This is a genomic window from Pantoea sp. SM3, assembly GCF_000963995.1.
Lineage (GTDB): Bacteria > Pseudomonadota > Gammaproteobacteria > Enterobacterales > Enterobacteriaceae > Pantoea > Pantoea rwandensis_B.
On record NZ_JZRD01000019.1, the window covers coordinates 58,969 to 75,621 of the forward strand.

At 55.9% G+C, this 16,653-nt stretch carries 18 protein-coding genes; 7 read left to right on the forward strand and 11 right to left on the reverse strand.

Going from position 1 to position 16,653, the window contains the following annotated elements; all coding sequences use genetic code 11:
• Nucleotide 1: 1 nt before the first annotated feature.
• A complete protein-coding gene (locus tag VI01_RS12565) occupies nucleotides 2-373 on the forward strand; it encodes a RidA family protein (protein WP_045815393.1) in 372 nt (123 codons plus the stop codon).
• Here the strand turns inward: VI01_RS12565 and VI01_RS12570 are convergent.
• Nucleotides 360-788 (reverse strand): NUDIX hydrolase, encoded by a 429-nt coding sequence (locus VI01_RS12570; RefSeq protein WP_045815394.1) that lies wholly within the window; start codon nucleotides 786-788, stop codon nucleotides 360-362. The genes VI01_RS12565 and VI01_RS12570 overlap by 14 nt on opposite strands.
• A gap of 73 nt (nucleotides 789-861) precedes the next feature.
• Complete coding sequence (locus VI01_RS12575) at nucleotides 862-2,010, reverse strand: MFS transporter (protein ID WP_045815395.1); 1,149 nt, start codon at nucleotides 2,008-2,010, stop codon at nucleotides 862-864.
• 98 nt (nucleotides 2,011-2,108) lie between these two features.
• Between VI01_RS12575 and VI01_RS12580 the strand changes: the two genes are divergently transcribed.
• Together VI01_RS12580 and cybB are read left to right on the forward strand one after the other, a co-directional pair.
• Nucleotides 2,109-2,603, forward strand: a complete 495-nt coding sequence (locus VI01_RS12580; RefSeq protein WP_045815396.1) for a MarR family transcriptional regulator — start codon at nucleotides 2,109-2,111, stop codon at nucleotides 2,601-2,603.
• A 93-nt stretch (nucleotides 2,604-2,696) separates the two neighbouring features.
• On the forward strand, nucleotides 2,697-3,236 hold the full coding sequence (cybB, locus tag VI01_RS12585; RefSeq protein WP_045815397.1) for a cytochrome b561: 540 nt from the start codon (nucleotides 2,697-2,699) through the stop codon (nucleotides 3,234-3,236).
• Here cybB and VI01_RS12590 read toward each other — a convergent pair.
• Nucleotides 3,233-4,075, reverse strand: coding sequence for an AraC family transcriptional regulator (locus tag VI01_RS12590; protein ID WP_045815398.1), 843 nt, complete (start codon nucleotides 4,073-4,075; stop codon nucleotides 3,233-3,235). The two genes, cybB and VI01_RS12590, sit on opposite strands and share 4 nt — an antisense overlap.
• Before the next feature lie 109 nt (nucleotides 4,076-4,184).
• Between VI01_RS12590 and VI01_RS12595 the strand changes: the two genes are divergently transcribed.
• The gene (locus tag VI01_RS12595; RefSeq protein ID WP_045815399.1) at nucleotides 4,185-5,183 is read left to right on the forward strand and encodes a trans-aconitate 2-methyltransferase; all 999 of its coding nucleotides are present in this window, start codon (nucleotides 4,185-4,187) and stop codon (nucleotides 5,181-5,183) included.
• Here VI01_RS12595 and VI01_RS12600 read toward each other — a convergent pair.
• From VI01_RS12600 to VI01_RS12635, 8 genes are all read right to left on the reverse strand, one after another.
• Nucleotides 5,167-5,520, reverse strand: a complete 354-nt coding sequence (locus tag VI01_RS12600) for an MmcQ/YjbR family DNA-binding protein (protein ID WP_045815400.1) — start codon at nucleotides 5,518-5,520, stop codon at nucleotides 5,167-5,169. The two genes, VI01_RS12595 and VI01_RS12600, sit on opposite strands and share 17 nt — an antisense overlap.
• 114 nt (nucleotides 5,521-5,634) lie before the next feature.
• Entirely contained in the window at nucleotides 5,635-7,575 is a 1,941-nt protein-coding gene (locus tag VI01_RS12605) for a methyl-accepting chemotaxis protein (RefSeq protein WP_045815401.1), read from the reverse strand.
• 241 nt (nucleotides 7,576-7,816) lie between these two features.
• A complete protein-coding gene (locus VI01_RS12610; protein WP_045815402.1) occupies nucleotides 7,817-8,284 on the reverse strand; it encodes a heme-binding protein in 468 nt (155 codons plus the stop codon).
• A gap of 65 nt (nucleotides 8,285-8,349) precedes the next feature.
• Nucleotides 8,350-9,747, reverse strand: a complete 1,398-nt coding sequence (locus tag VI01_RS12615) for a cytochrome c (RefSeq protein ID WP_045815403.1) — start codon at nucleotides 9,745-9,747, stop codon at nucleotides 8,350-8,352.
• The gene (locus tag VI01_RS12620; protein WP_034829792.1) at nucleotides 9,747-11,339 is read right to left on the reverse strand and encodes a GMC family oxidoreductase; all 1,593 of its coding nucleotides are present in this window, start codon (nucleotides 11,337-11,339) and stop codon (nucleotides 9,747-9,749) included. Before VI01_RS12620 ends, VI01_RS12615 begins: the two co-directional genes overlap by 1 nt.
• A 21-nt stretch (nucleotides 11,340-11,360) precedes the next feature.
• On the reverse strand, nucleotides 11,361-12,017 hold the full coding sequence (locus tag VI01_RS12625) for a sugar dehydrogenase complex small subunit (RefSeq protein ID WP_045815404.1): 657 nt from the start codon (nucleotides 12,015-12,017) through the stop codon (nucleotides 11,361-11,363).
• A gap of 2 nt (nucleotides 12,018-12,019) precedes the next feature.
• Nucleotides 12,020-12,496: a heme-binding protein gene (locus tag VI01_RS12630; protein ID WP_045815405.1), complete on the reverse strand. Its 477-nt coding sequence runs from the start codon at nucleotides 12,494-12,496 to the stop codon at nucleotides 12,020-12,022.
• 37 nt (nucleotides 12,497-12,533) lie between these two features.
• Complete coding sequence (locus VI01_RS12635) at nucleotides 12,534-12,932, reverse strand: DoxX family protein (RefSeq protein WP_045815406.1); 399 nt, start codon at nucleotides 12,930-12,932, stop codon at nucleotides 12,534-12,536.
• 480 nt (nucleotides 12,933-13,412) lie between these two features.
• Here VI01_RS12635 and VI01_RS12640 point away from each other — a divergent pair, with 480 nt between their 5' ends.
• The 3 genes from VI01_RS12640 (at nucleotide 13,413) to VI01_RS12650 (ending at nucleotide 16,635) form a co-directional block, all read left to right on the forward strand.
• The gene (locus VI01_RS12640; RefSeq protein ID WP_045815407.1) at nucleotides 13,413-14,390 is read left to right on the forward strand and encodes a hydroxyacid dehydrogenase; all 978 of its coding nucleotides are present in this window, start codon (nucleotides 13,413-13,415) and stop codon (nucleotides 14,388-14,390) included.
• Between the two features lie 3 nt (nucleotides 14,391-14,393).
• Nucleotides 14,394-15,086 (forward strand): RraA family protein, encoded by a 693-nt coding sequence (locus VI01_RS12645; RefSeq protein ID WP_045815408.1) that lies wholly within the window; start codon nucleotides 14,394-14,396, stop codon nucleotides 15,084-15,086.
• An 88-nt stretch (nucleotides 15,087-15,174) separates the two neighbouring features.
• On the forward strand, nucleotides 15,175-16,635 hold the full coding sequence (locus VI01_RS12650; RefSeq protein WP_052697003.1) for an MFS transporter: 1,461 nt from the start codon (nucleotides 15,175-15,177) through the stop codon (nucleotides 16,633-16,635).
• Nucleotides 16,636-16,653 lie beyond the last annotated feature (18 nt).

Here is a 16,653-nt window from a genome sequence, read left to right on the forward strand (position 1 = left end):
GATGTTGATACGCAAAAATTACCCGGAACTGGGGGAAGTGAAAGCGCCTTATGTGCACGCAGTAAAGCATGGCGACACTTTATATGTTTCAGGCTTAACGGCTTTCGCCACGCCCGCGCAGCAAGGTGATATTGCCTCACAGGCTGAGGCTATCTTTCAGCAGCTGCACCTGATTGCGGCTTCCGAAAATACCTCGCTGAGCAATCTGATTAAAGTGACCATTTTCATCACCTCCTTTGCCCAAATTAATGATCTGCGGGCCGTGCTCTTTAAGCATTATGGCCATCATCTTCCCGCCAGTTCGCTGGTGCAAATTAGCCAGCTGTTCTCACCGGATCTGAAAGTCGAGATTGAGGCGATTATCGCACTGTAACCTGTGCAAGCTGTTGCAATGCGGCGACGCCATCGCGAGCAATCCAGGTGCGCAGCGGCGCGAACAGCGGCTGCGGGAGCGCTTCAGGTGCAAACCACTGCCAGCCTTCACACTTCTCCGGTTCCATCAACTGCGGTTCACCCTGAGGATGATGTGCCACCAGCAGCAAGGTGATGTAGTGTTTGTTAGCCTCAGGGAACACATCACTGGTGAACGCGCCGTTTTGCAATTCAGTCAGAGTTAATCCCGTTTCTTCAAGCACTTCACGTCGTGCGCAATCATCCGGCGATTCGCCAAATTCCAGGTGTCCGCCAGGTGCCGACCAGTCCCCTGCACCGTGGCTGCCCTTGCGGCGGCCCAGCAGCAGTTTTCCTTCACGGAAAATCAATACGCCTATACCGACTTGTGGTGACATAAAAACTCCTGGTTATGTTAATCGCCCGCAATGGTAAGCGTTGCCTTAAACCTTCTGCAAGCCATGGGCAGAGTTATCGCTGAGGTTTGAAACGTACTGCCATCATCATCAATACCACGACCCCAACGCTCATGATGGCCCATGCGCTGTTAAGTGAGTCGGCGCGATCGCGAACGATGCCCGCAATCAGTGGCATCAACGCTGCCAGCAAATAACCGCCGCCTTGCACAAAGGATAACAAGCCCGCCGCCTCTTCCGGGGAGTGCGCATGATCAAGCGTCACGATCAATGAAAGCGGGAACAACGCACCAATCCCCAATCCGAGTAGCATGGTGGGCAACCACGCCAGCGCGCCGCCCAGCCACAGCAGGCTGATTAATCCCAGCAGCAGGAGGGTCAGCACCAGCAGCAGTGGAGGCCGACGATCGTGGAAGCGATGGATCAAGCCAGACACAATAAAGCCTGCCACCACCTCGGTTAACGTCAGCGCACCGAGCACATAGCCGCTGTGCTGCGGCGTCCAACCATGCTGCATGTAAAACGGTGGCAGCCACGCCAATACCAGCGTGTAAGCCCCCGTGCCAATCCCGAAGAACACCATGAGCAACCCATTACGGTGAGTTCGTACGGGTTTGGCACGCTGATCCTTCGCAGCAGGAACGCTGCGGCGCAACGTGATTAACCACAGCAGTACCGCAACGATCGCGGGGACAACCGGCAGTGCCAGTGCCATGCCCAGCCCCTGCGCATCCGCCAACGGGGCGGCCGTTGCAGCCGCTAACGCTGCACCCGCCATGATCCCGGTGGTAAACAGTGCCATTAACGTGCCGGCCTGCGCAGCAAAGTGCCGTTTAATCAGCGCCGGCATCAATGCCTGAATTAACCCAATCCCTGTGCCCGCCACCAGCGCACTGGCAAGTAGCACCTCGACATCAGGAACAGCACCGCGAAGCAGGCAAGCCAATGCCAGCAGAATCAAACCTGCGGCGATCCCGCGAACCTCTCCGATAAAACCAAGCAACCATGGCCCCGCCAGGGCTGACACGCCCATCATCACCACCGGCAAGGTGGTGAGCAAACTGAGTTGGGTAGCGTTGAGGTGTGATTCGCGTTGCAGTAGCGGAAACAGCGGTCCAATGGCCGCCATAATCGGTCGTAAATTCAGGGCGATGATGAAAACCAGTAAGGCAAACATGCCTAAAGCAGGTAAGGTACGAGTCATGTTGCATCTCCATGTGCGTCAAAAGTATCTTAACGTTAAGATACTTTGCGGCATTTCGATAGAGGGGTGCGCACAAAGCACCACATTCGAGGGGAAAAATGACCGACCACGTTGATTTTGTTATTGAGCAGTGGGCCAATGCGATGCCGGAGTTGGATGCCTCCTCAATGGCGATATTTGGCCGCATGCTGCGCATCATGAAACACCTCGCCACCCGGCGCGCTGAGGCACTGGCTCCCTTTCACTTTCGCGAGGGAGAATTTGATGTGCTCGCCACGTTGCGCCGTGCGGGTGCACCTTATTGCCTCTCACCCACCCAACTCTACAAATCGCTGTTAATCACTTCCGGCGCGATGACCAATCGGCTTAATCGCCTTGAAGAGGTGGGATCCATTGAGCGCGTGGCCGATCCTGATGATAAACGCAGCATGCTGGTTGCCTTAACCGATGCCGGTCGTGAAAAGATTGAGCAAGCCCTGCTGGTTCATACTGCGACCCAACGTGATCTGCTGGCGGCGTTGAGTCTTGATCAACAACAGCAACTGCAGACGTTACTCAGCCAGCTAATGCAGACATCAGAAGCCCAGCGGTAAGTATTTCGTCCGTGGATGTGTCAAAATATGAATTAATTCAGTGCGCTTTCCGCTATGTTAGCGCTTCTGCTTTGCCTTCTGATGGAATAAATGATGAGCACCAAATACGCCCCCTCGCAGATTTTTCTTCACTGGCTGACCTTCTTACTGGTCGTCACAGCCTATTGCACCATGGAATTTCGCGGGTTGGCGACGCGGGGATCCTGGCAGGGCTTTGCTATGATCATTGGCCATTTCAGCGCAGGGAGTTGTGTGCTGGTGCTGATGCTCTCTCGTATCATTCTGCGTTTTCGCCATCGCAGCCCAGCGATTGTACCGAAACCACCCCACTGGCAGACTGGCCTGGCGCACCTGATGCATCTGGCGATCTACCTGTTCTTTATTGTGTTGCCGACACTCGGCATTTTGTCGCGCTTTTATATGGGCCGCACCTGGTGGATTTTCGGGATTCCTATGCCGGTGAGCGGCGACCCCGATCCTGACTTTGCTGACAGCATTGCGGACTGGCATGAAACGCTCGCGCCTTACGGTTACTGGCTGATTGGCATTCATGCGGTGGCGGCACTCGCCCATCACTATCTGTTCAAAGACAACACATTACTGCGCATGATGCCCTCGCGCCGCTCGCGTTAGTCCTCTCTTTTGCGCCCGGTTATGGCACTGGCCGGGCGTCCAAAAAAGCGCTGAAACGCGACGCTGAAATTGCGCGGATGTTGATAACCTACCTGCCATGCCGCCTGAGCCACCTGAAATCCCTTTTCCAGCAAGCGATGAGCGTGCTCCATGCGCATCTGCAACAACATCGCGCCCGGCGTGCAGTGAAAATGCTGCTGAAACCCTTTTTTCAACTGGTAGTCACTTAACCCTGCCGCCAGCGCCAGCGCACTCAGCGAGAAAGCATCAGCCAAATGATTGCGCATCCAGTCGCGTGCCTGTTCCAGCCGTTCAATCATCTGTGGATGCAACTTGTGAAGCGTTTCCGTGGGTTGAAGCTGGTGACGATGCAATGCCAGCAGGCTGAGCGCCTGAATTTCCAGTCGCAACGGATCGTGATGCGCTTGATTGAGTTGTGCAGCGGTAGCATGACCGAATCGGCAAAACAGATGGCGTTTGAGCTGTGGCTGTAGCAATCCTGCTGCCGCTATTTCACCAAAATAGTGGCGCACATTCGCGGCACTGAGGATCAGGCGCAACTGCTGCACCCGCTCACCTGCGCGATACAAGCGCTCGCCCTGGCTGGCCTGAAAACTGGTGACGGTCAAATGCCCGGCGCTGAAGGCTATTTCACGTCCGCTGGTTTCCCGAAAACGGGATTCTCCTCGCAGGCCAAAGGTCAGCACCAGCTGTGGTTGCGTGTGAGTGGGTCGTGAAGACTCACAGAGCGCCTCAACGGGCCAGTAATCAGACTGCACCATGCGCATATCCTGTGACAGTTGATGCTGGCGCACATGCATCTCGCCGGGTTTCTGCATCCTTTCTCCTCCCGCAGAGTTAAATCACCGTCTTGCAGACAAATGAGAATAAATTGCATTTACGCGAAAGGCTAGTCTGATGTTCACGTTACCCGCTCAGGAGATTGCCATGCGTTCCCCGCTAACTACCCTCGATCAACTGCTGGCTCAGCATGCCCTCAACGGCGCTGTGGCAATAGCATTTGAACATCGCTTGTTTGATTTTCTGGCGTTACCTGCCACGGCTGCGCAAGTCGCTCAACACTACGACTGGCAACCACAGCAGGCTTATCATCTGTTACGTCTGTTATGGAGTACGGAATTACTGTCGCATGAAGCTGACTGCTTTGTACTGGCGCCGAATGTGCATGCCTGGCTGTGTCATGACAGTCGCCGCTATATTGGTGACGCCTGGCGCTATCGTCATCAGGTGTTACAGCAGTTTGCTCAACGTTTGCCACAACTGCTGACCCAGGCGGAACCCGGCTGGCAGGATCCCTTGCAAATCGATACCGCGTGGGCGGATGCCGCCTTGCATCAAATTGCCCAGGAGCAACGTGCCCTCAGTGCAGAGACCGCTTGTGCGGTTGCGGATACCCTGGCTGATTTTCAGCGTCCGGCGCTATTGCTGGATATGGGCGGCGGACCGGGTCTAATCAGCATTGCGTTAGCCCAACGCTTTTCACAGCTTTCGGTGATCGTGTTTGACCTGCCCCAAACTGCCACCATCGCGCAGCGCAATATCGAAAAAGCCAGCCTAAGCGATCGCTGTTGCGCTCTGGCGACGTTTCCGAAAGAGCGTCAGGTGGACATCATCTGGAGTTCATCGTTTCTCTATTTTATGGCGGACAGACAGGCGATGCTGCGCGAGTGGTTCACGCGTTTAAAGCCAGGCGGATTGCTGATCAGCGCCCATTCAGAAATCCCAGTGAATCCAGAGGAAGCACGGCAAGTGCTGCCATTCTTTACCCCATTAATGATGAGAGGTTACAACGTCACAAATGAAGGGGTATTGTGCGAGGAATTACAGCAGGCAGGATTTGATATTGAGCGCGTCCAGCGGATGCAACCGTTTCCGATGTCACCGCTCGATGTCATCCTCGCGCGAAAACCTAAAACGTTAAGCTAAAGCTGTCGTCCAGCAGTGCAATAATCTCGCTATCCGGTAAGCCGTTTTCCAGCGTCAGGCTGATCCAGTGCTCTTTGTTCATGTGATAGGCCGGATAGACGCCGTGCTGCTGGCGCAGGGAACCGGTAAGTTCAGGACGTGTTTTGATATTCATCACCTGAACCATCGGACCGTCGGCCAAACCGAGTTTATGGCTCTCAAGCGGAAACACCAGTGCAAACCATTTACGGTGGCGTGGGTGCCGCAGGACCGCGTATTCACTGTGTTTTTTCCACGGATAGTCAGGTTCTATCTGGTACGTTTGGCTGATGTGGTCGAACAGTTGCTGACGATTCATGGTGGTTCCCGATGTGTGGAAGATATTGCCGGCCTTGCCCCAATAGCACAAGGCCGCACCTTACGTTATAAGGCGCGGCCTGTTGTGACAAGCTCTTCAACTCAGACGACTATCTCAACTCAACTGAAAACGTCCCACCGTTTGCGCCAGTTGTGCCGCCTGGTCTTCCAGCGAACTGGCGGCGGCAGACATCTGTTGCACCAGCGCGGCGTTTTGCTGCGTGGTGCCGTCCATTTCATTCACCGCGATGGTGACCTGGCTGATACCGCGCGCCTGTTCATCGGATGCCACCACAATCTCACCGATGATAGTGCGCACTGAGTTCACTGCCTGGGTCATCTCCTGCATGGTCTTACCGGCGTCCTGCACCAGTTGCACACCGCTGCCAACTCGCTGGCTCGACTCTTCTATCAGCGCCGCAATCTCTTTCACCGCGTTGGCACTGCGCTGCGCCAGATTACGCACTTCAGAAGCCACCACAGCAAAACCACGCCCCTGCTCACCGGCACGCGCCGCTTCCACCGCCGCATTCAGCGCAAGGATGTTGGTCTGGAAAGCGATGCTGTTGATGATGGCGGTGATATCGCCGATCTTCTTCGCGCTATCGTCGATCTGCGCCATGGTTTGTACCACTTCACCCACCAGCGATTCACCCCGGCTGGCGATCTGCGTGGCGTTTTCCGTCAACGCCGTTGCCTGATGCGCATTGGTGGCGTTGTGTTTCACCGTGGCGGTGATCTGCTCCATACTGGCGGCCGTTTGTTCCAGTGCCGCCGCCTGTTCTTCCGTGCGTGAAGCCAGATTCAGGTTGCCGCTGGCAATTTCGCCTGCGCCCTGACGAACAGAGGAACTGGCATCCTGGATCTGGCCGACAATCTCACGCAGTTGGTTTTGCATGGTATGCAGCGCATAGAACAGGCTGCTGTTATCACGCCCTTTCAACGTGATGACGTTATCCAGTTTGCCATCCGCCACCGCCAGCGCAATGGTCGCGGCTTCAAGCGGTTCGCCACCAATCGGCTTCAGTACTTTACGGCTGAATAACAGGCCCAGCAGTGCGCAGACCACCAGAATACTGATGACCATCAGGATCACGGCGTTGACCAGTTGATGATGCGCCGCCGCCATCACTTTGCTGACCGGCGCGACCACCCCGAGATACCATTTCTGATCGCTATTGCCGATCACCACCGGCTGCCAGGTGACCAATGCATCTTCACCCAGTAACGCGTCATGTTGTTCCATGACGTCTGAACTGTAGTGATGGGTATCGCCTTTCCACGCTTTGCTGGTTTGGTTTTTATCCGGGTAAGACACCACATTGCCCGCGCTGGATAGCAGCATGGCGTAGCCCACGCCTTCCCAGGGTTTGATTTTATTCACCCTTTCCTGCAACGAGGCCAGCGAAATATCTGAAGTCACAACACCCCACAATTTCCCCTGGCTGAGAATCGGCGCCGCCACGGACGTCAGCAGTGTTGGAACACCGTTATAGGCATAGCTGTAGGGTTCAATCAGGGTGTCTTTTTGACTTTTCTGTGGTAGCAGATAGTAGTCACCCTGGCCCGGTGTAAAGATCGACGTCAGTGGGTGCATCTTGAAATTGCCTGACTGATCGCGATCAACGAAGAAGGCATAACGGCCCTTCGGCGCAGCACCCGGCTGGGTAGCGAACTCGGCGTCGCGGCCATCGAAGGCGTTTTCTTCAAAGATCACTGAAATCGACAGGTAGTCAGGATTATCGCGCAGTGCCGACTCCATGACTTTATCGGCAACCTTACGATCCTGGATCCCTGCCGCTGGCAGCGCAATCAGGCTGTGCCCGAGGTTATGTGCCACGTCTCGTGCATAGCTGAGTTCCTGCTGGATTTGCAGCGCCTGGGTATGGGCAATTTGCTGCAGGTAGTTTTCAGCCAATGACTTCTGCTCGTTGCTGGACTGCCAGCTCAAGACGCCGATGGTCACGGCAAAACCGAGGGTGATGGTTAAGGCGCCCGTCAGCAGCATCTGCGTGCGGGTGCTCATTGTTTTCTTTGATGATGCAAGTTTGGCCATTATGGCGCTCCTGGAGTTGACACTTTTTCGGTTAAAAATGAACCACTCCCTGTGCACCTACATCCCTCTGTAGAGACTATCGGCGCGCGGCGCAGGAACTTGATGGGTGAGCAGGTCGGAGCAGAGCGTAATGAGAGGCTGATTCGCCGTGGGTTGTGTGGCACGGGCGGCCCTCAGGCCGCCCGCCGGTGCATCAGGAAGCACCTTTACGTCATGAACATCCAGGTAACGACAAGCACCGTTATTTAAAGCTTTCGCTCGCGGCTTTGGCGATGGCGATTTCATTTGGGTTAGCAGAGCCGCTGACACCCACGGCACCAATGGTATTGTTTTGCCACACCACCGGTGAACCACCGCCCAGCGGGATGACGCCCGGCAAGGTGGCAATAGCCGGTTCTTTACCGTTGGCGCGATCCATGTATTTGTCTGTTGGCGTGCGATACAACGCCGCCGCACGGCCTTTCAGAATCGAAGAATCGATGCAGCCGACAGGCGCATTGTCCATGCGGTTAAACGCCAGCAGTTGGCCTGACTGATCCAACACAGCAATGCAGACGTTGGCGTTCAGCGCATGCGCTTTTTCCTGCGCGGCCGCGATCAGCTTCTGCGCATCACCCTGCGAGAGAATGGTTTGCGTCAGGGTGGCCTGTGCGGCAGCAGAACCGAACAGTGCGGCGCTCAATAGCGCAAGGGATAAAGCCTTTTTCATTGAAGTCACTCCTTAAAGGGTCGTACCGTGATGAATGCGGGCGACCTCAACGTCGCCCATAAAAGTTATTTCCGGCGGCGCAGCACAAGGATCAACGCCGCAACCACCACCAGTAGCGCAACCCCACCACCGATGATGCTTAGCACATGTGCGTATCGCACCAGCCAGCTGCCGCTTTCGCCTTTCAGCGTTTGTTCCACATCAGCCGGAGTGATGACATGCTGCGGGTTGCCAAAGTTGGTGGAGACATAGTTCGCGACTTTAGTGAGTTCGGCCTGACTAAACTGGGTGCGAAACTCCGGCATAAAGGCGTGATCGTTGCCGGTCTGGCGATCCACGCCTTCCGCGATGGTCATGATCAGGTTGGCGGGATCGTCCGACAGCACCGCTGAAGATCCCACTAGCGCGGGATAGAAGCGCTGAGCATCGTGGGTTCCGCGTCCGTCACTGGCATGGCAAGTGGCGCAGGCACCGTTGTACAGTTGTGCCCCGCTCATGGCATCGCCTGAGACATAGTCCGTGATCTCATTTTTCATGCCGGTTTCGATGGCTGACAGCGGCGTGGCCTGCGGTGCAACAGAAGGCGCTTTACGATCAGCGCCGCCGATCGCAGGCACCTGCTTCAGATAATGTGCCATTGCCTCCAGATCGCTTTGCTGCATTTTCGAGAACGAGTTCTGAACCGCTGTACCCATCTCACCTGCGGCAATCGCTTTACCGTGTAGCGCGCCAGTGCGCAGATAAGTGACTATCTCCGCTTTGCTCCAGTCACCGATACCTGCTTGTGTATCTGGCGTGATATTCGGTGCTGTCCAGCTGCCAACCTTGCCGCCGGAGAGGAAACGATCGCCCTGTTCCGCCATCATGCCGTTACGTGGGGTATGGCAGGTGGAGCAGTGCGCCAGCGTACGGACCAAATACTCGCCCCGTTCTGCACTGCCTGCTGCCGCATTGCTGCCCGGCACGGCACTGCTATCCAGGAACAGCAGATTCCACATCGCCATCACCGGACGGAAGGAGAACGGGAATGGCAGATCGGTTTCGGGGGCCGGATGATCATCGGCTGGCACGCCCAGCATCAGATAGGAGTAAAGCGCGTGGATATCCTCATCTGACAGCCCGGCGAAGGAGGTGTAAGGCATAGCGGGATAGAGATAATGATTACCCGGTGCTTTGCCTTTGCGCATCACGTCGGTGAAATCCGCCAGGCTATAGTTGCCAATCCCGGCAGTTTTCGACGGCGTGATATTGGAGCCGTAAATCATCCCCATGGGAGACTGAATCGCGTAACCGCCCGAGAAGGGTTTACCACTGTGTGGATCGCGATGGCAGGCTGAGCAGTCACCGGCGGTGGCCAGATATTCCCCTCGCTTGACCAGATCCGGCGAAGCATCCTGTGCCTGCACAGCACCGGCCAGCAACAGGCTTGCCGCAGCCAGATGTCTGATAGGTTTGCGCATCATCAGATCTCCCTCGCGATGGTATCGGCCATACGCAGCGCCAAAGCGATGCCGGTCAGCGTGGGATTCACCGTCGCAGAGGTGGGCATCACGCCAGTGGTGGCAAGGAACAGATTGGGATGATCCCAGCTACGGCAATGCGCATCGACCACCGAATCTCGCGGGTTATCCCCCATGATGGTGGTGCCCATGATGTGATACTGATTACGCCAGCCGGTCGGTGCTTCAATCACTTCACCGTTAAAGGCCTGCAGGAAGTTAGCAAAATCCTTGTAAGCCTGCGGGCGCATACCGCGCACATAATCATCAAGATGGTAATTGACGTTGAGCATCGGCAGGCCAATCGAATCTTTGCGATCGTAATTTGGCGTCACGCGGTTGGTGGGACTCGGCAGCGTTTCGCTCATGGTACTGATGTTCATGATGCGCGAAGCGCGGTCACGAATCGCATCATCCAGCGCTTGCCCCATCATGCCCTGTTTCAGCAGCGGCACAGTGACATCGACATTGGGCACCAGGTTACGCAGCGAATAGCGGATCGCCGAGTGCTGTGCACGTGTGGCTTCATCACGACGATTGGCGATGGTGCCGTGCTGCACCGAACCACGACCGGTCCACAGCGGTTCGTCGGCAAGAAAAGTCAGGCTTAGACCCGTGTGATCCATCAGGTTACGACCGACCTGATCGGAACTGTTGGCCACATCATTCATTAGCAGCAGCTTTGGCGTTTCCAGCCCGTGCGCAGCGATGATGAAGGTTTTCGCGGTGAGGCGCGTGTCTTTGCCATCGGGCTGACGATAATGCAGCGCGACGATCTTGTTACCTGCGCCTTTCTCCAGCTTCCAGGCCACACACTCGGTGCGCAGCTGCACGCCCAGCGCCACCGCTTTATCGACATGCATATCACCAGAATACATCGCGCCAATCGGACAGATCGGCTCACAGTTGTTGTTACCCGCGCAAGCCGGACGACCATCATAAGGCCGTGACACACGCGCGTGCGGCTCATGAATCACCTGATAACCCATCGGGCCCAGTTTTGACTGCATGCGCTGCACCATATACGGCTTGGCTTCCGGCGGCAGCGGATATTCCGCTGATCGTGGTGGATAGTGACCGCGTCCTTGCCCACTTTGATCTTCATCGGCGGTCCCTACCACGCCCACTTCACGCTCGGCTTTGACATACCAGGGTTCCAGCTCGCTGTATTCAAACGGCCAGTCGCGGCCAACGCCGTACACACTTTTCAGCTTGAAATCATTGGGCAGAAGGCGCCAGCAGGCCGATGCCCAGTGGCGCGTACTGCCGCCGGCTACGCGTAAATAGCTGGTGACATACTCGAAATCGTCATCCCCTTTGGCATCGATATACCCTTCGGTATAAGAGTTTGGTGCCCACGGCAGATTCGGATAAGGCGTGCACCAGTTACGTTTACTGGCACCGTTTCGGTAGTTTTCCACCACTTTCCAGCGCGGAATATAAGGCCCTGCTTCCAGCATAATCACCGATTTGCCCGCTTTCGCCAGCTGATAAGCGGCGTTGGCGCCCAGCGCACCGGAGCCGACGATCACCACGTCAGCATCAAATTCACTCATGATGTACCTGCTCGATTCTTGTTATAGGGTATTGTGCTGCGCCAGCATCGCCTCGGCTTCCACGAGGGTTTTGGCTTTGCCCTGCACCATCAGTAACCAGGGTGCATCAGGCTGTTTAATCTGCTTTGCGGCGACGGGCGATTGATCGCCCCATTCGCGGATCAAGCCGGGCATCGGTGGCGCGATCACGCCCGGCGGCACTTCGGCCCAGTAATCACCGCCTGCCCGCGCATAGCTGGGACGAATGGTGTGGTCACGCGTCGGTTCATACATCAGCGCCGACAGGAAGGTGACGAAGTGCGCGTCATCCACCGCTTTGGTGGTGGAGGGATGGCCGGTGTAACCGAGATACCACGGCGAAATAATCGTCAACGCCGTTTTGACATCGGCATCATCAAGCTGCGCAACGATCTGCTCACGATCTTCGCTGTGCTGCGCATTGAGGCGCGTCATCAGGCGCGCTAATTGAGCCGGGAATCCCGCATCCTGCTCACACAGCAGCGTCCATAATCGTTCAGTGATGCCGATATCGAGGCCACGGCGTCCGGTTAACAGTTCACTGGCGCGCAAAAGCAATGCCTGAGAGGCATCGGCAGGTGCGGCTAACAGCGGTTGCAACGGGATAGAAACGATGACCGGCGTGGCCATCATCAGTTGTAAGAAACGTCTTCTTTCCATGGCTAACCTGCTTTCAGCGCCGACAGCGCGCCCTGCGCCGCTTCCGCATCCACGTTGCCATCTGGCGTGCTGACACCAATAGCGCCCACCACCACGCCGTTCACTTTCACCGGCTCACCGCCTGGCAGCGGTACCACCACCGGATTACCGAGCATGCCGACATTTCCGGCAGCGATTTTCTGCTGAAAGCTGGACGTCGGCACGCCAAAGGCGGCGGCCGAGTGCGCTTTCTTCGGCGCGAGTTCGCTGTTCGCCAGCGTGGCGCCATCCAGACGCTCATAGGCGATCAGCTGACCAAAAGGATCGACCACCGCAATCGCGCCGCCGATGTGATGGCTATCGATAATCTGCTCGGCTTTCGCTACCAGCTGTTGCGCCTGGTGATGGGTTAATACGGCAACCTGGTTAACGGGTTCGGCGGCCTGGCTCGCGGCACAGAAAAGTCCACCGCACAGCAGCACTGTCGGGAGTTTTTTCATGGGTGTTGTCCTGAAATATTAAGGTTGAAGGAGAAACTCAGTGGCGTGCTAGACGTTGCTGAATCAGATGATCGAGGCTCCATTTACCGCCGCCGTTCAGACACAGCATCAGGAAACCGGCAGCGCAGGAGATATTTTTTAACCACACCATCAGGTGTGCGTGGCTGTATCCCTGATAGAACAGGAATCCCGCCAAAACCGAGAACACCGCCATAAAAATGGCGGTGAATCGCGTCAAAAAACCAAAGGCAATCGCCAGACCGCCGCCCACTTCCAGCAGGATCACTAGCGGCAGGAAAAAGGCCGGTACACCGCTGTCCGCCATGGTTTGCAGGTTGTCAGCATAGTGGGTGATCTTGTCGAGACCGGAAGCGAAGAACAGACCCACCGCCATAACGCGGCCGAGCACAGCGAAGAGTTCTTTTGAGTGAGACATGATGTAACCGTTCTATTATCTAGTTGTTAATGAACCAAACGGTACACTCTATAACTTTAGTTACATTTATCATTTCGTGCGGCTAAAAAACGCATGGCACATGAGTTGTGCAACTTTGCAGCGCACTTTGCTCAAATCAACGACGATAAAATAACTGCGAGGTATCAGGGTGCTGAGGATGATTTTTGAAGTGGATCACACTATTTATGCGGACTTTTAACTGGTGATATGCGGTAGAGCGCTCCGCTAACTCTACGTTTTTAACGGTTTTTTTTAAGTAAAAATCCTAAAGCGTATAGCAAAGTACAACTCCAGCCATGTGCGATCTGTTTGTTAACAAAAAAACAACATTGGGCGGTTTGGCGTTTCAACTCCTGTTACTCGTTGTTATTCCCGACAGGAATGAATTAATAACCTTCGCAGAATATTTTTTATCGATTGCCGATGCCAGGATGACGTAAACCCTATCGGAGAACCGACATGACTTATCGCTTTCTCGTGACCACTACCAGCCTCGGCCAGGGAGGCCGTCAACTGCTCGCTGAAGCAGGCTGTGTGGTCGATTATCTGGATGACGCCAATAACGTTGCGGAAGTTGAACAGCGCATGAGCAGCGTGGCATATGACGCCGTCATATCGCGCACCGTTGAATTGAACGCGAAAGCCATCAACGCCTGTCCGACGCTGAAAATCATCTGCAAACACGGCGTTGGCGTCACCAATATTGATGTGTCAGCGGCTACCGAACGCGGTATACCGGTGCTGACCACGCCAGCGACCAATGCCCAGTCTGTTGCCGAGCTGACGCTGGCATTGATGCTGAATTGCGCGCGGCGTCTGCCCTATTTCCAGCAGGAAGTCGCTGCCGGACGCTGGACCCGCAGCGGCGATGGCGAAGAGCTACAGGGCAAAACCCTGGGTCTGGTCGGCTTCGGCGAAATCGGCCGACGCGTGGCACGGTTCGCGCGTGTGATTGGGATGCAGGTCGCATTTTTCGATCCTGCCGCCCCGGCTGATGGCGAGTTTGAAGGTGCGCAGCGCTGTGCTTCGCTGGACGATTTACTGCCGCTGGCGGATGTATTAAGCCTGCACTGTCCGGTCACGCCCAAAACCCGCCTGATGATCAACGCGCAACGTCTGGCGCAGTTGCCCGCTCACGCCACGCTGATCAATACCGCGCGCGGCGAATTGATTGATGAAGATGCGCTGGCTGCCGCGCTACAAAGCGGACAACTGCGTGCCGCAGCGCTGGACACGGTGACAATTGAGCCGCTGGCTGCCGACCATCCGTTCCGCGCGCTCAGCAATCTGATCGTGACTCCGCATATTGGCGGTTCCACCCCGCAGGCACTGGATGCCGTTGCACAAAGTGCAGCACGCCAATGTCTGGCATTTCTTGATAACCAACAGATCAACCCATCCGCCTGCGTCAATCCGCAGGTGTTAAACCGGAGTTAACCTATGACCATCCATAAAGACTGGCCGATTGGCTATTTCATTGGTGAGCACGGCGCGCCGATCGATGCGGGCGTGATTGATGCCTTCCGTGCACTGCCCGTGCCAAACATTGGCGACTCCATGGGACGCAGTGTCGGTGCGCTGGGCTTACAGGCTTATCACAACGATACCAATCTGGTGCTCTGCGGCCCGGCGATCACCGTGAAAGTCCGTCCAGGCGATAACCTGATGATTCATAAAGCGATCGAAATGGCGCAGCCAGGCGATGTGATCGTTGTTGATGGGTCGGGGGATCTGACCCAGGCGTTAATCGGCGGTCTGATGCGCACCTCTGCCATCACCAAAAAGATTGCCGGTTTCGTGATTGATGGTGCCGTGCGCGATCTGAATGAATGGGCAGAAGGCGGTATTGCCTGCTGGGCACGCGGCAACACTTTGCGCGGCCCTTCCAAAGAAGGTCCAGGTGAAGTGAATACCCCGGTGCACTGCGCGGGACTGGTGGTGTCACCGGGCGATTTGATCGTGGCTGATGCCGACGGCGTGATTGCTATCCCGCAGGATGAGCTGAGTGTGCTGCTGCCTCGCGTGCAGCAACATGCGCAGCGTGAGGAGAAAATCCGCGCCAGCAACGTAGCAGGCAACAACGATCCTGAGCGCTTCAACGCCATTCTGCGCGCGAAAGGCTGCCCGGTTTAACGCTATACCCTGAATCACCTGTGTTATCGGGCGTGGCCATCCGGCCAGCCCTTAACAAACCATTATAAAAACAACGGAGTACCCTACCGTGCTGAAAAAAATTTCGCTGAGCGAGTCGATCCCCCCGCCGATGACCTGGCGTGACAACTTCACACCAGAAGAAGGTAAGGCATTTGGTGCGCAACTCTCTGCGCGTCTGGAACGCTTACCTGCCGCCCGCCCGCTGTGGCTGATTATCTTTGCGCTGGCATTGGGAGGCTGGTTTGAAGTGTATGACGTGTTCCTGACCGCCTATATCGGTCCCGGCATGGTTCGCGAGGGGATCTTTTCTCACGGTAGCCATAACTTTTTTGATCCCCATAGTCTTGGTGCGTTTGTCGCGGCGATGTTCCTCGGGGTTTTCCTCGGCACCTTGCTGATCGCCAATCTGGCTGACCGCATCGGGCGCAAAAAGGTGTTTATTATCGCCTTGCTGGTTTACGCGGTGGCCAGTGGCATTATGGCGTTTCAGCACCATCCGTTTTCCATTGTATTCTGGCGCATTGTGTCGGGTATTGGCGTCGGCGCCGAGCTGGTCACCATTGATGCCTATGTCTCCGAATTTATTCCGGCACGCCTGCGCGGCCGATCCTATGCGTTTGTGCAGGCCATCCAGTACACCTCGATCCCGACCATCGCTTTTCTTTCATGGCAGTTGGTCCCACAGGAAATTCTCGGCCTGAGCGGCTGGCGTTGGGTGGTGTTATTTGGCTGCATCGGCGCGGTGCTGGTGTGGATCCTGCGTATGGGATTACCCGAAAGCCCACGCTGGCTGGTTGAGCAAGGCCGCTACAAAGAAGCGGAAGACGTGGTACGCCGACTCGAAGCACGTGTCGCTAAATCCACCGGTTCCGCGCTGCCTGCGATTGACAGCCATCTGTTGCAGCCTACTGAATCTAAACCGGCTGCAAAAAACGAAATGTGGCGTCCACCGTACCGTCGTCGCACCATCATGCTGCTGGTGTTCAACTTCTTCCAGTCGATTGGCTATTACGGTTTTGCCAGTTGGATCCCGACACTGCTGGCAGCCAAAGGTGTGACCTTCACGCACAGTTTGCTCTATTCCTTCCTGATTGCTTTTGCCAGCCCGTTGGGGCCGCTAGTGGCAATGACCTTTGCCGATCGCATTGAGCGTAAGTGGCTGGTGAGTGGCTCCGCGCTGGCCATTGCCCTCGTCGGCACGGTATTTTCCTGGCAGTCGCAACCGGTGATGCTGGTGACGTTGGGACTGCTGCTATCGCTGGCCAGTACCTGTATGACTTTCTCGTACCGCGCCTATCAGGCTGAATTGTTCCCAACGCGTTTCCGTGCCAAGGCGATTGGTTTGGTCTATTCGGTGAGTCGTATCAGCGGCATGTTGTCAGGCTTTACCATTGCCTGGGTGCTGAGTGAGATGGGGGTGAGTTCAGTGTTTGCCGTGATTTCCGGTGCGATGGCGATTGTGGTGTTTACCATCGGTGTACTCGGTCCGCGCACGCTGAATCGCCGTCTGGAAGAGGTGAATCCCTAAGGGATTGATGACCAAAGA